General features: G+C 64.9%; 9 protein-coding genes. 8 read left to right on the plus strand and 1 reads right to left on the minus strand.

Translation table 11 applies throughout. The features are described from left to right. Nucleotides 1–179 precede the first annotated feature (179 nt). The 8 genes from rsmI (at nt 180) to ACEL_RS00960 (ending at nt 12,037) form a co-directional block, all read left to right on the plus strand. The gene (rsmI, locus tag ACEL_RS00920; protein WP_148204489.1) at nt 180–923 is read left to right on the plus strand and encodes a 16S rRNA (cytidine(1402)-2'-O)-methyltransferase; all 744 of its coding nucleotides are present in this window, start codon (nt 180–182) and stop codon (nt 921–923) included. A gap of 209 nt (nt 924–1,132) precedes the next feature. Then, nucleotides 1,133–2,752 carry a methionine--tRNA ligase gene (gene metG / locus ACEL_RS00925; protein ID WP_011719014.1) on the plus strand — a complete coding sequence of 540 codons (1,620 nt, stop codon included), beginning with the start codon at nt 1,133–1,135 and terminating at the stop codon, nt 2,750–2,752. Further along, complete coding sequence (locus tag ACEL_RS00930; RefSeq protein WP_011719015.1) at nt 2,749–3,573, plus strand: TatD family hydrolase; 825 nt, start codon at nt 2,749–2,751, stop codon at nt 3,571–3,573. Before metG ends, ACEL_RS00930 begins: the two co-directional genes overlap by 4 nt. A gap of 354 nt (nt 3,574–3,927) precedes the next feature. After that, nucleotides 3,928–5,034: a resuscitation-promoting factor gene (locus ACEL_RS00935; RefSeq protein WP_049751316.1), complete on the plus strand. Its 1,107-nt coding sequence runs from the start codon at nt 3,928–3,930 to the stop codon at nt 5,032–5,034. 120 nt (nt 5,035–5,154) lie between these two features. Further along, complete coding sequence (rsmA, locus tag ACEL_RS00940) at nt 5,155–6,027, plus strand: 16S rRNA (adenine(1518)-N(6)/adenine(1519)-N(6))-dimethyltransferase RsmA (RefSeq protein ID WP_011719017.1); 873 nt, start codon at nt 5,155–5,157, stop codon at nt 6,025–6,027. A 284-nt stretch (nt 6,028–6,311) separates the two neighbouring features. Beyond that, entirely contained in the window at nt 6,312–8,282 is a 1,971-nt protein-coding gene (locus ACEL_RS12085; RefSeq protein ID WP_011719018.1) for an extracellular catalytic domain type 1 short-chain-length polyhydroxyalkanoate depolymerase, read from the plus strand. 590 nt (nt 8,283–8,872) lie between these two features. Then, on the plus strand, nt 8,873–10,909 hold the full coding sequence (locus ACEL_RS00955) for an endo-1,4-beta-xylanase (RefSeq protein WP_011719019.1): 2,037 nt from the start codon (nt 8,873–8,875) through the stop codon (nt 10,907–10,909). Nucleotides 10,910–11,104: 195 nt separating this feature from the next. Next, the gene (locus ACEL_RS00960; RefSeq protein WP_041834854.1) at nt 11,105–12,037 is read left to right on the plus strand and encodes a 4-(cytidine 5'-diphospho)-2-C-methyl-D-erythritol kinase; all 933 of its coding nucleotides are present in this window, start codon (nt 11,105–11,107) and stop codon (nt 12,035–12,037) included. A gap of 55 nt (nt 12,038–12,092) precedes the next feature. On the opposite strand, the gene ACEL_RS00965 is transcribed toward ACEL_RS00960, so the two are convergent. Then, nucleotides 12,093–13,031 carry an RNA polymerase sigma-70 factor gene (locus ACEL_RS00965; protein WP_202943382.1) on the minus strand — a complete coding sequence of 313 codons (939 nt, stop codon included), beginning with the start codon at nt 13,029–13,031 and terminating at the stop codon, nt 12,093–12,095. Nucleotides 13,032–13,044 lie beyond the last annotated feature (13 nt).

Raw genomic sequence — 13,044 nt, forward strand, 5'->3', positions numbered from 1 at the left:
CTGAGAAATCCACGACGCCGTCCGACGAGTCGCCGGCAGGTTGGCTGCCTGAGTTGGCGGTCCCTGCTGCTGCCTGACGCGTCGGCAGCGTCGCTGCCCGGGTCGGCGGTCCCTGCTGCGGGGCTGTGGGGTCTGCCGGAGTCCCCTGCTCCGGCGTGTCCGTCTGCTTGGATGACCCCGTGGGTGTTCTCGTTGTGGCGGCGACGCCGATCGGCACCGCGGAAGACGCCTCCCCGCGGTTACGCGAGGCGCTCGCAACCGCAGAGGTCGTGGCCGCCGAGGATACCCGCCGCGTACGGCGGCTCGCTGCGGCACTTGGCGTGCAGCTCGAGGGCCGTGTCGTGTCGTACTACGACGCAAATGAGCGGCAGCGGGCCCACGAATTGGTTGCGGAACTGCAGGCCGGACGGCGGGTCGTGCTCGTCACGGATGCGGGGATGCCGCTGCTGTCGGATCCCGGATATCGCCTGCTCACCGAGGCCATCGCCGCCGGAATTCCCGTGACGTGCATTCCCGGGCCCTCGGCGATTACGACGGCGCTGGTGGTGAGCGGGCTTCCGGTTGACCGATTCTGCTTCGAGGGATTTCTTCCCCGCAGGCAAGCCGGACGCCGATCCCGCCTCGCCGAGCTGGCGGATGAGCCGCGCACGATGGTGTTCTTTGAGGCGCCGCATCGGCTGGCTGCGACATTGGCTGACATGGCGGCGGTTCTCGGTCCCGAGCGCCGCGCGGCGGCGTGCCGCGAACTCACCAAGACCTACGAAGAGGTCCGGCGTGGCAGCCTTGTCGAGCTTGCCTCCTGGGCGGCCTCCGGAGTACGCGGCGAAGTCACGCTTGTCGTCGCGGGTGCGCCGCGTGTCGCTCGTCCGAGCGGCCGGCGGGGGACCGTCGACGGCGATGGGACGGACCCCGGCTCACGGTGATTAACGAGAGCCGGCAGCCGCGGGCAATGCCCGGTTGCTGCGCCGGGTGCAGTTGCCGCGCACCGGGTGTGCACGCTGCGCCCCGGTGTGCCGCGCACCGGCCGTGCCCGGCGACGCCCGGCGGATCGGACACCGGCCGTGCCCGGCGACGCCGCCGGTGACGCCGGTGTGACTCGATCTCGATTCCCCGCTCCCGATACCCTGAACGAGTGACCAAGACCTTCTACGTCACCACGCCGATCTATTACGTCAACGACGCGCCGCACATCGGGCACGCCTACACGACCGTGGCCGCTGATGTTTTAGCGCGCTGGCACCGGCAGCGGGGCGAGCCGGTCTGGTTCCTCACCGGCACCGATGAGCACGGTCAGAAGGTGCTCCGTAGTGCGCAGGCCGGCGGGGCGTCCCCGCAGGAATGGGCCGATCGGCTGGTCGCGGAGGCGTGGCAGCCGACGTGGCGTGAGCTGGATATCTCCTACGACGATTTCATCCGCACCACCGAGCCGCGGCATACCGGTCGCGTGCAAGCGTTTCTCCAGCGCCTGTACGAAAAGGGCGAAATTTACGAAGGCGTCTATGAGGGGCCTTACTGTGTTGCGTGCGAGGAATTCAAGCTCCCCGGTGAACTGGTGTCCGGTGAGGGAGAATATGCGGGTCAGCAGGTCTGCCCCGTTCACCGTCGTCCGGTCGACCAGCTGAGTGAAACCAATTACTTCTTCCGGTTATCCAAGTACGCCGATGCGTTGCTGGACCACTACGCCGCCCATCCGGAAGCGGTGGAGCCGGAGAGTGCGCGCAACGAGGTGATGCAGTTCATTCGGCAGGGGCTGCAGGATCTGTCGATTTCCCGGTCAAGTTTCGACTGGGGCGTCAAGATTCCGTGGGACGATCGGCAGGTCGTCTACGTCTGGTTTGACGCGCTTTTGAATTACATCACGGCGATCGGATACGACGCTCCCGATGAGACGATGCGGGCGCGCTTCGCATCGACGTGGCCTGCGGACGTCCACCTTGTCGGCAAGGATATTCTGCGCTTTCACGCCGTCATTTGGCCGGCGATGCTGCTCGCCGGCGGGCTGCCCCTTCCTCGCAAAGTATTCGCGCACGGTTGGCTCCTCGTCTCCGGCGAGAAGATGAGCAAGACGCGGCTGACCGGCATTGCGCCGACGCAGCTGACGGCGCACTTCGGCTCGGACGCCTTCCGGTATTACTTCCTCCGCTCGTTCCCGTTCGGTCAGGACGCCTCGTTCTCCTGGGAGGAGATGAGCGCCCGTTACACCGCGGAACTTGCCAATGGATTGGGTAATCTCGCGTCCCGCGTCACGGCGATGACCGGGCGGTACTTTGACGGCGTGCTGCCTGTTCCCGGCGAGGTGACGGCGGCGGAGCAGCGGGTCGCCGATGTGTTGGCCGCGGTGGTTCCCGACGCGGACGCCGCGATGGACCGGCTTGACTTTTTCACGGCCCTGGCGCGCATTTGGGACCTCGTTCTCGTGCTCAATGGGTATCTCACCGAACAGCAGCCGTGGCAGCTCGCGAAACAGGACGACGGCGAGGCACGCATCCGGCTGGCCACGGTGCTGTATACCGCAGCGGACGGCTTGCGCGCACTCGCGGTGCTTCTCAACGCCGTCATGCCTCGCGCGTGCAGCCGGTTGTGGGAGCAACTCGGTGCGGAGGCAACTCTTGGGCCGCTGGGCAGCCAACGCATCTCCGACACAGCCCGGTTCGGCGTCCTGCCGGCAGGAAGCCGGCTCACCAAGCGTGATCCGCTCTTTCCCCGGCTGGCCGAGGACGCCTCCGGGGGGCAGGCCGAGACATCGTCATGAGTGATTACCGGCCGGCGGCGACCGAGCGTCCAGCGCCGCCGATCCCACCGCGGCTCGCCGCACCCGCGGTCGACGCGCACTGCCATGTGGATCTTCTCGACGTGCCGGTGGCTGAGGCGGTTGCTGCGGCGCGGGCGGCCGGTGTCGAACGGCTCGTCACCGTGGGGTACTCCGTGCCGAGCTCCCAATGGTGTGCGCGGGTCGCGGAGGAACACGCGGAAGTGGTCGCGGCCGTCGCTGTGCATCCGAACGACGCAATGGACGCCGACGCAGACGCTCTCGGCGTTATTGCGGAGCTTGCGGCATTGCCACAGGTACGGGCGGTCGGCGAGACGGGTTTGGATTATTACTGGAAGCGCACCGATCCCGCGGTGCAGCAGGAGATTTTCCGTCGGCACATTGACATCGCCAAGCAGCTCGGCAAGGCGCTGGTCATTCACGACCGCGATGCGCACGCGGATGTGCTGCGAATTCTCGATGAGGTCGGCCCACCCGAACGGACGGTCTTCCACTGTTTTTCCGGCGACCTCGCCATGGCTAAAATGTGCGTGGAAAAAGGCTATTTTCTGTCCTTCTCCGGCACCGTCACCTTCAAGAACGCACCAGACGTTCGTGAAGCAGCCGCCTGGACGCCGTTGGACGCGATGCTCGTCGAGACGGATGCGCCGTTTCTCACGCCGATGCCCTATCGCGGGCACCGGAACGGGCCGTATCTCGTCGCCCTCACCATTCGAGCCATCGCCGCATTGAAAGGCGTCCCGGAGGAGGAGGTCGCAACCCGGACGGCAGCGAACGCCCTGCAGGTCTTCGGTTCGTGGTAGCAGGGCCCGGCGCTGAGAGATAGCTCACATCGGCTGTTGCGTCGCTTCTCGGCGCGGCGGCGGACGCCCGGAGCTGGTTGACCGCGGGGCGGCGTAATCCGGGGCAACCTCGCCGCGGCGGCGACCCTCCCCGGCCGCTGCGCGGCGGGCTCGCGCGTCGACGACCCCGTCGATTTCCCGGCCGTCGTCCACCCGGCCCCTGCGCGGCGGACTTGCGGAGGCGGTGGCCGGTTGTTACCGTCGCTGTGGCGTCCAGCGGCTGCTGGATGTCCGCCGGGGTGGGACGGCCGTAAGAATTACGCTTATGTGATTCCGGCTGTTCACGTCACCGGCAGGCCGAGTCCGGGGAGTGTTGTGCGCAAGCGGCTCATTCTGGCGACCGGCTCCGGTTTGGTCGCAGCGGCGGTGCTCTCCGCTGCAGCCGGCTATGCGGCTCACCAAGCATCCGTTGTCCTCGTTGTCGACGGCCACGTGCAGCACGTTCGCACGCATGCCCGCAGTGTGGCCGACGTGTTGAAGAAGCAGCACATTGCTGTCGGTCCGCACGATTCTGTCACGCCGGCGACGAACTCCCGGATTCACGACGGGCAAACGGTAACCGTTACGCACGGCCGATTGTTGACTGTCACTGTCGATGGCGTCACCCGCCGAGTATGGGTCGCGGCCAACAGCGTTGCCGACGCGCTGCGGTACATCGGTATTCGTACGGCAGGCGCGCGCCTCTCGGTGAACCGGTTCGCGCGCGTCCCGTTATCCGGCATGGACATTTCCATCAACCTCCCGCACACGCTCTCCGTTGTCGTCGACGGGCGGGTGCAGAGCATCGTCACCACAGACGACACAATCGGCGGCGCCCTGCAGAGTGCCGGTATCCGGCTGAACCCAGATGACGAAGTCTCGGTTCCGTTGGAGGAACGGCCTGCTGACGGCGTGACGGTCGTCATCACCCGGATAACAATCGGTCAGACGACCGAGCAGGTTCCGATTCCGTATAACACGGTCACCACATACGATTCCTCGCTCTACGTCGGAACACGGAAAGTCTCCCAGTTGGGGCATAACGGCGTCCTTGTCCGGACGTACCGGGTCACGTATGCGAACGGAACGGAGCGCAGCAAGCAGTTGCTGTCGTCGCAGGTCAGCGTTCCACCGACACCTCAAGTTGTGCTGGTCGGCACCAAACCCATTCCGGTCGCACCCGCGCCGACATACTCCGTAAAATCCGACGGTTTGAACTGGGCCGCGCTCGCCCGGTGCGAATCAGGCGGCCGACCGAATCTCGTGGATCCCCCGTATTACGGGCTGTACCAATTCACCCTGCCCACCTGGCGGGCCGTTGGCGGCCGGGGGTTGCCGAGCGATGCATCGCCGTCCGAACAGACGTACCGCGCCCAGCTCCTTTACCAGCGGAGCGATTGGCGGCGGCAGTGGCCCGTCTGTGGGCATTATCTCTTCAGCTGACCGCGTGGTAACATACCCACATCTTTTCAACGGATCACGCCGTGAATATCCACGAATTTTCTCGCACTCATACGGTTTGGGCTCCGGTTTTCCGGCGCGGCGTCAACGTACCATGAGGTCGTGTCAGACGCTGGTCATGTCGACGCGGTGTGCAAGCCGCTCGGCGCTGCGGACATTCGGGAGCTCGCGCGGAGTGCCGGAGTCCGGCCGCGCAAGACATTCGGCCAGCATTTTGTTGTCGATCCCGGAGTGCTGCGGAAAATCGCGCGATATGCCGAATTGTCGTCCGAGGACATCGCGCTTGAGATCGGCCCTGGTTTCGGTTCCCTCACCCTGGTGCTGTTGCCGCTGGTCCGTCGCCTGCTTGCCGTCGAGATTGACCGAGTGCTGGCCGCCGTCCTGCCGGAGACGATTCGTCGTCGCTGTCCGGCGTTCGCCGACCGGCTCGTGGTCGTCCACGGTGACGTTCTGCGGCTGACAACTCTCCCGGACGATCCAACGGTTCTTGTCGCCAACTTGCCCTACAACGTGGCGGTACCCGCCGTGCTGCGGGTATTCGAGCGATTTTCCACCGTGACGCGGACGGTCATCATGGTGCAACGGGAGGTGGCCGAGCGGCTCTGCGCGGATCCCGGTTCACCTGCGTACGGTGCGCCCTCGATAAAACTGCGGTGGTACGGTCGGGCGAGGATCGTCGGCTCGGTCTCCGCCGACGTCTTCTGGCCGCGGCCGCAGGTGGAATCCGCCGTGGTGCGGATCGATCGGCAGCCGCCGCCCGTTCCCGGGGTCGACCGCGCGGCGGTCTTTGCCGTCATTGACGCCGCATTTGCCCAGCGGCGGAAGATGTTGCGGCGCGCGCTGAGCGGCTGGGCCGGTTCGGCACAGGCGGCCGAGGAGCGGATCCTTGCCGCCGGCCTTCGGCCGACCGACCGGGGCGAGGCATTGACTCTCGCTGACTTTATTCGACTGGCACAGGCACCGCCGACTCGATAGTTTTCGAAGACGCTCCCCGATTGCGCGGTACCTGACCGGACGACAGATTGCACGTCCCGTTGGGCCAGAAGTGCGGTTATGTGCGTCGCGATCATACTTCCGCTTGGCACATCGGCTTGACAGCTGCCGCAGGCTCTCCTACCGTTACGCCGAACCCTCATTTGTTGCCGAAACTTTCAGAGGCGGCTGGAGATCGGCGCAGGGGTTACGGGGGACGGCTGCCGCCACGGTGAGCGACATCGTCGGCGGCGGTACACGTCACCGTTCCAACAAAGGAGACTTCCATGCGACGTATTGGACGACGCCTGGCGGTTTGGCTAAGTGCCGGGACTGTTGCGATCACGGCGGCCATGACGGGATTCCTTGGGGCCGGTGGTGCACGCGCCGCCTCGACAGGCCCGATCCCACCCGGCGTGTTGACGCAAGTAACGAATTTCGGCACGAATCCCACGGCCTTGAACATGTACGTCTATGTACCGCAAAATCTGGCTGCCCGGCCTGCTCTGCTGGTCGCCATTCATTACTGCACGGGCAGTGCGCAGGCACTGTTCAGCGGCTACGCGCACGACTTTGTGACCGCAGCTGACCGGTACGGATACATCATTGTCTTCCCGGAGGCCACCCGTAGTGGTCAGTGCTTCGATGTCTATAGTCCGCAAGCACTTGCCCGCAACGGCGGCAGTGACCCGCAAGGCGTCATGTCCATGGTGTCGTGGGTCGAGAGTCAATATCCCATTGACCGCAGTCGCGTCTTCGCCATGGGCGTATCGTCCGGCGCCATGATGACGAACGTACTGCTCGCCGAATATCCCGATGTTTTCGCGGCCGGTGTCGCCTTCATGGGTGTCCCGTACGGATGCTTCGCGACGGGCAGCGCAAGTGTGACGTGGAACAGTCAATGTGCCAACGGCCAGGTGATTAAGACGGCCCAACAGTGGGGCGACCTTGCCCGGTCGGCTTATCCAGGTTACACCGGCGGGTACCCGCGCATTCAACTCTGGCACGGCACGGCGGATACCACGCTCAACTACGCAAATCTCGGCGAAGAGGTCAAGCAGTGGACCAACCTGCACGGACTCTCGACAACGCCGACTTCGAGCGACAGTCCGGTGTCCGGATGGACACGAAGCCGGTACGGCAGCACGACGACGCAGCCACCGGTCGAAGCGATAAGTGTGGCGGGTGCGGGTCATGTCCTGCCGCAAACCGGAATGGACGCGTACGCCATCACATTCCTCGGTCTTGACAGTGCGGGTGGGTCGGTGTCGCCGTCTCCGTCGCCGTCGCCGAGTCCGTCGCCGTCGCCGAGTCCGTCGCCGAGTCCGTCGCCGAGCCCATCCCCGTCGCCGAGCCCGTCTCCGTCGCCGTCTTCGTCGCCGGTGTCGGGTGGGGTGAAGGTGCAGTATAAGAACAATGATTCGGCGCCGGGTGATAATCAGATCAAACCGGGTTTGCAGGTGGTGAATACCGGGTCGTCGTCGGTGGATTTGTCGACGGTGACGGTGCGGTACTGGTTCACCCGGGATGGTGGGTCGTCGACACTGGTGTACAACTGTGACTGGGCCGTGATGGGGTGTGGGAATATCCGCGCCTCGTTCGGTTCGGTGAACCCGGCGACGCCGACGGCGGACACCTACTTGCAGTTGTCGTTCACCGGCGGCACCTTGCCGGCTGGTGGGTCGACGGGTGAGATTCAAAGCCGGGTGAATAAGAGTGACTGGTCGAATTTCACCGAGACGAATGACTACTCGTATGGGACGAACACCACCTTCCAGGATTGGTCGAAGGTGACGGTGTACGTCAATGGCCGGTTGGTGTGGGGGACTGAACCGTCCGGCACCAGCCCCAGCCCGACACCGTCCCCGAGCCCGACACCGTCCCCGTCCCCGAGCCCGAGCCCGTCGCCGTCTCCGAGTCCGTCGCCGAGTCCGTCGCCGAGTCCGAGCAGCTCGCCGTCGTCTGGGTGTGTGGCGAGTATGCGGGTGGACAGTAGTTGGCCGGGCGGGTTTACCGCCACGGTGACGGTGAGTAATACCGGTGGGGTGTCGACCAGTGGTTGGCAGGTCGGGTGGAGTTGGCCGTCGGGTGACAGTCTGGTCAACGCGTGGAATGCGGTGGTGTCGGTGACCGGGACGTCGGTGCGGGCGGTCAATGCCTCCTACAACGGGGTGATTCCCGCGGGTGGGTCGACGACGTTCGGGTTCCAGGCCAACGGCACACCCGGCACCCCGACCTTTACCTGCACCACCTCCTGACCACCGGTCCAACCCAGGGGTGCCGCGGCCCCGGCTAGGGGCAGGGACGCAGCACACACCAGCCCACCACCCGGCCGCGGCCGCGACACGCCGTCCACGCCACGGGGGTATGGGGCGGTCACCCACCCGGTGACCGCCCCACACAACCCCACCACCACCCCACACCACACACACGAGCGTGGTGTCGACGAGGATGGTCGTCTGCCGGATGGCGTGCCACCGGCGCCATCTGGGTGACGGCCCAGCGGCAGTGGTGTCGGCCGAGGATGGTCGTCTGTTGCACTGGTGCTTGTCAGGTTGTGTGCCGGCTGCTTGTACCCGCCCGTTCGCCGAATATCGGTCGACAATTTTCGAATCCGATCGGGTGTGGACGCGTAACGCTGATGGCCGATTACTCAGTGAATTCCGGCTGATTACCGTCTTGACACTGCAGAGACAGTCCTCTAACCTGCCGGCAGGCTCCTGGCATTGTTGCCGAAACTTTCAGAGGCGGCTGGAAGGCATGGCATCCAGGAGGACGGGGGAAGCCGCCACGATCTCCGGCGTCGGCGGTTGTCGTGTGTACCCGAGTTCCGATGGAGGAGATTTTCATGCATCACGCGATGCGAAGAATGGTGACGTCGGCCAGTGTCGTCGGCGTCGCTACGCTTGCCGCCGCCACCGTTTTGATCACAGGCGGCATCGCCCACGCTGCGTCCACCTTGAAACAGGGGGCGGAGGCGAACGGCCGCTACTTCGGCGTATCGGCGAGCGTCAATACACTGAACAACTCAGCTGCCGCTAACCTGGTCGCCACGCAATTCGACATGCTAACGCCTGAGAACGAAATGAAGTGGGACACCGTCGAGTCGTCGAGAGGATCCTTCAATTTCGGTCCAGGCGATCAGATCGTCGCTTTCGCCACTGCACACAACATGCGGGTCCGTGGTCACAACCTGGTCTGGCACAGCCAGCTGCCCGGATGGGTGTCGAGCCTGCCGCTGAGCCAGGTTCAGTCGGCCATGGAGTCACACATCACGGCTGAAGTGACGCACTACAAGGGCAAAATATACGCCTGGGACGTAGTGAACGAACCGTTCGACGACAGCGGCAATCTCCGCACCGATGTTTTCTATCAAGCGATGGGAGCGGGCTACATCGCCGACGCCCTGCGGACCGCCCACGCCGCCGATCCAAACGCGAAGCTCTACCTCAACGACTACAACATCGAGGGTATCAACGCCAAGAGCGACGCGATGTACAACTTGATTAAGCAACTGAAGAGCCAGGGCGTGCCCATCGACGGCGTCGGCTTCGAGAGCCACTTCATTGTCGGGCAGGTTCCGTCGACCCTGCAGCAAAACATGCAGCGCTTCGCGGACCTCGGCGTTGACGTCGCCATCACCGAGCTCGACGACCGGATGCCGACTCCACCTTCGCAGCAGAATCTCAACCAGCAGGCGACAGATGACGCCAATGTCGTCAAGGCCTGCCTTGCGGTTGCACGCTGTGTCGGCATCACTCAGTGGGACGTCAGCGACGCGGACTCGTGGGTGCCCGGCACCTTCTCGGGTCAGGGTGCAGCGACAATGTTCGACAGCAATCTTCAGCCAAAGCCAGCCTTCACCGCCGTCTTGAACGCGCTCAGTGCAAGTGCGTCGGTGTCGCCGTCTCCGTCGCCGTCGCCGAGTCCGTCGCCGAGTCCGTCGCCGAGTCCGTCGCCGAGCCCATCCCCGTCGCCGAGCCCGTCTCCGTCGCCGTCTTCGTCGCCGGTGTCGGGTGGGGTGAAGGTGCAGTATAAGAACAATGATTCGGCGCCGGGTGATAATCAGATCAAACCGGGTTTGCAGGTGGTGAATACCGGGTCGTCGTCGGTGGATTTGTCGACGGTGACGGTGCGGTACTGGTTCACCCGGGATGGTGGGTCGTCGACACTGGTGTACAACTGTGACTGGGCCGTGATGGGGTGTGGGAATATCCGCGCCTCGTTCGGTTCGGTGAACCCGGCGACGCCGACGGCGGACACCTACTTGCAGTTGTCGTTCACCGGCGGCACCTTGCCGGCTGGTGGGTCGACGGGTGAGATTCAAAGCCGGGTGAATAAGAGTGACTGGTCGAATTTCACCGAGACGAATGACTACTCGTATGGGACGAACACCACCTTCCAGGATTGGTCGAAGGTGACGGTGTACGTCAATGGCCGGTTGGTGTGGGGGACTGAACCGTCCGGCACCAGCCCCAGCCCGACACCGTCCCCGAGCCCGACACCGTCCCCGTCCCCGAGCCCGAGCCCGTCGCCGTCTCCGAGTCCGTCGCCGAGTCCGTCGCCGAGTCCGAGCAGCTCGCCGTCGTCTGGGTGTGTGGCGAGTATGCGGGTGGACAGTAGTTGGCCGGGCGGGTTTACCGCCACGGTGACGGTGAGTAATACCGGTGGGGTGTCGACCAGTGGTTGGCAGGTCGGGTGGAGTTGGCCGTCGGGTGACAGTCTGGTCAACGCGTGGAATGCGGTGGTGTCGGTGACCGGGACGTCGGTGCGGGCGGTCAATGCCTCCTACAACGGGGTGATTCCCGCGGGTGGGTCGACGACGTTCGGGTTCCAGGCCAACGGCACACCCGGCACCCCGACCTTTACCTGCACCACCTCCTGACCACCGGTCCAACCCAGGGGTGCCGCGGCCCCGGCTAGGGGCAGGGACGCAGCACACACCAGCCCACCACCCGGCCGCGGCCGCGACACCCCGTCCACGCCACGGGGGTATGGGGCGGTCACCCACCCGGTGACCGCCCCACACAACCCCACCACCACCCCACACCACACACACGAGCGTCTACCATCGAGACTCGTGTCGGTGACCGTCCAAGCCTCGGCGAAAATCAACCTGTATTTGCGGGTCGGCCCGTTGCGGTCCGACGGTTACCACGATCTTGCGACCGTATTTCACGCCGTATCGCTCCACGATGAGATTACCGTCGAGGAGAGCGAGCATCTCTCTCTTGAAATCTGCGGAGAGCAGGCGGAGAAAGTCCCGCTTGACGGCGACAATCTCGCCGTCCGTGCGGCAATGCTGCTTGCCAGGCGGCTCGGGCGGGAACCCGGAGTCCGGATTGTCCTCCGTAAGGGAATTCCGGTTGCGGGTGGAATGGCCGGCGGCTCTGCTGATGCTGCAGCGACGCTCATCGCATGCGCGGCGCTGTGGCATGCGGAACTTCCGCATGACGAGCTGATGACGTTGGCCGCGCAACTCGGGAGCGACGTACCGTTCTGCGTTGTCGGCGGTACCGCGTTGGGCCACGGGCGGGGTGAACGTCTGGCACCGGTGCTCGCGGCCGGACCGTGGTACTGGGTTCTTGCGTTGGCCGATGGCGGATTGTCAACGCCACAGGTGTACGCCGAATTCGACCGCCGCCGCGCATCCGGGGACGGTGAGCTACGCGAGCCCGGGGACGGCGAGCCGCTCGACGTACCGGCTGCCCTCCTCTCCGCCCTCCGGGACGGCGATCCCAAACGGCTCGGCTCGCTGCTGCACAACGATTTGCAGGACGCCGCTGTCGCCCTGCGGCCCGCGCTTGGCCGAGTGCTCGAAGCGGGGCTGGACGGCGGAGCCCTCGGAGGCATCGTCTGCGGTTCCGGCCCCACCTGCGCTTTTCTGGTGTCCGACCAGGACGCAGCTGTGGACCTCGCGGCACGATTGGCCGGCTCGGGATGGGTGCGCGCCGTGCGCTGCGCAACCGGACCGGCCGCGGGCGCGCGCATTCTCGCCAGGACCGCGGGATAAGCGATCAGTCACGGTGCAGGCGCTGCGCGTCCAACGTGCCTGGCCCCGCGCGGATCTATGACGGAACCCCCTTGCGCAGCAACTCCCGTACGTCACCAACCGGGCCTAAGTGCTGGAGCTTGTCAGGATTGACGATCGAGTACACCGCGCCTACACCGTTTTCTCCGATGTCGAGAATGGCGACGCTCAGCAACTGACCGGAGCGATTGAAGAACAACGCGCCGGGTTGCCTATTGATTTCCGTAACGCGATACCGGACACCCAATCGGCGAGCTGTTCGGCCAAGGGATGCGAGAAAAGCGGCGACCCGATCCCGCCCGCAAATGGGTATCCGAGCGGCGGGTGCCTGTCCACCACCGTCGCCGTACGCAGCGGCGTCCATCACGAGGAGGTCGACCAGCGCCGCGACATCGCCGTCACCAACAGCGGCGAAGAATCGACGAGCCAACCGTTCCTGCTCATTCTGGGATATCTTGGTTCGTCTTCGGCCCGACGCCTGGACATGCCGGCGCGCTCGGACCGCAAGTTGGCGACAATACGTCGCGCTCTTCCCTATCATGCGGGAGATTTCTGGATACGAGTAGTCAAAGATATCGTGGAGCAGGAAAACAGCACGCTCCAGTGGACTCAATCGCTCGAGGACGACAAGGAATGCAATGGAGAGCGAGTCAAGTTGTTCGACGTAACGCGCACCGTCCACGACGGAGTGTTCGGTGACGAGTGGTTCCGGCAACCACGTCCCAACGTACTGTTCCCGCCGCGCCCGGGCCGAGCGCAAATAGTCGATCGACAGGCGGGTGACCACAGCCGTCAGATACGCGGGCACGGATTCAATGTCGCGCACACGATCGGCGTCGAGGGCGTAAAAGCGCACGAACGCCTCTTGTACGATGTCCTCCGCCTCGGCGACACTGCCGAGCATCCGGTAGGCGACGGAGAACAGCATCCGCTGCAACGTTGGATATGCGCCGTCCGCCATCGACCGGTTCACCATTCCATGTCCTCTC

Source organism: Acidothermus cellulolyticus 11B, from assembly GCF_000015025.1.
GTDB lineage: Bacteria > Actinomycetota > Actinomycetes > Acidothermales > Acidothermaceae > Acidothermus > Acidothermus cellulolyticus.

Coding starts and splice junctions, on each gene's coding strand:
- ACEL_RS00930 (WP_011719015.1), top strand. CDS start 2,749: ATGAGTGATTACCGGCCGGCGGCGACCGAGCGTCCAGCGCCGCCGATC.
- ACEL_RS12085 (WP_011719018.1), top strand. CDS start 6,312: ATGCGACGTATTGGACGACGCCTGGCGGTTTGGCTAAGTGCCGGGACT.
- ACEL_RS00955 (WP_011719019.1), top strand. CDS start 8,873: ATGCATCACGCGATGCGAAGAATGGTGACGTCGGCCAGTGTCGTCGGC.
- ACEL_RS00965 (WP_202943382.1), bottom strand. CDS start 13,031: ATGGTGAACCGGTCGATGGCGGACGGCGCATATCCAACGTTGCAGCGG.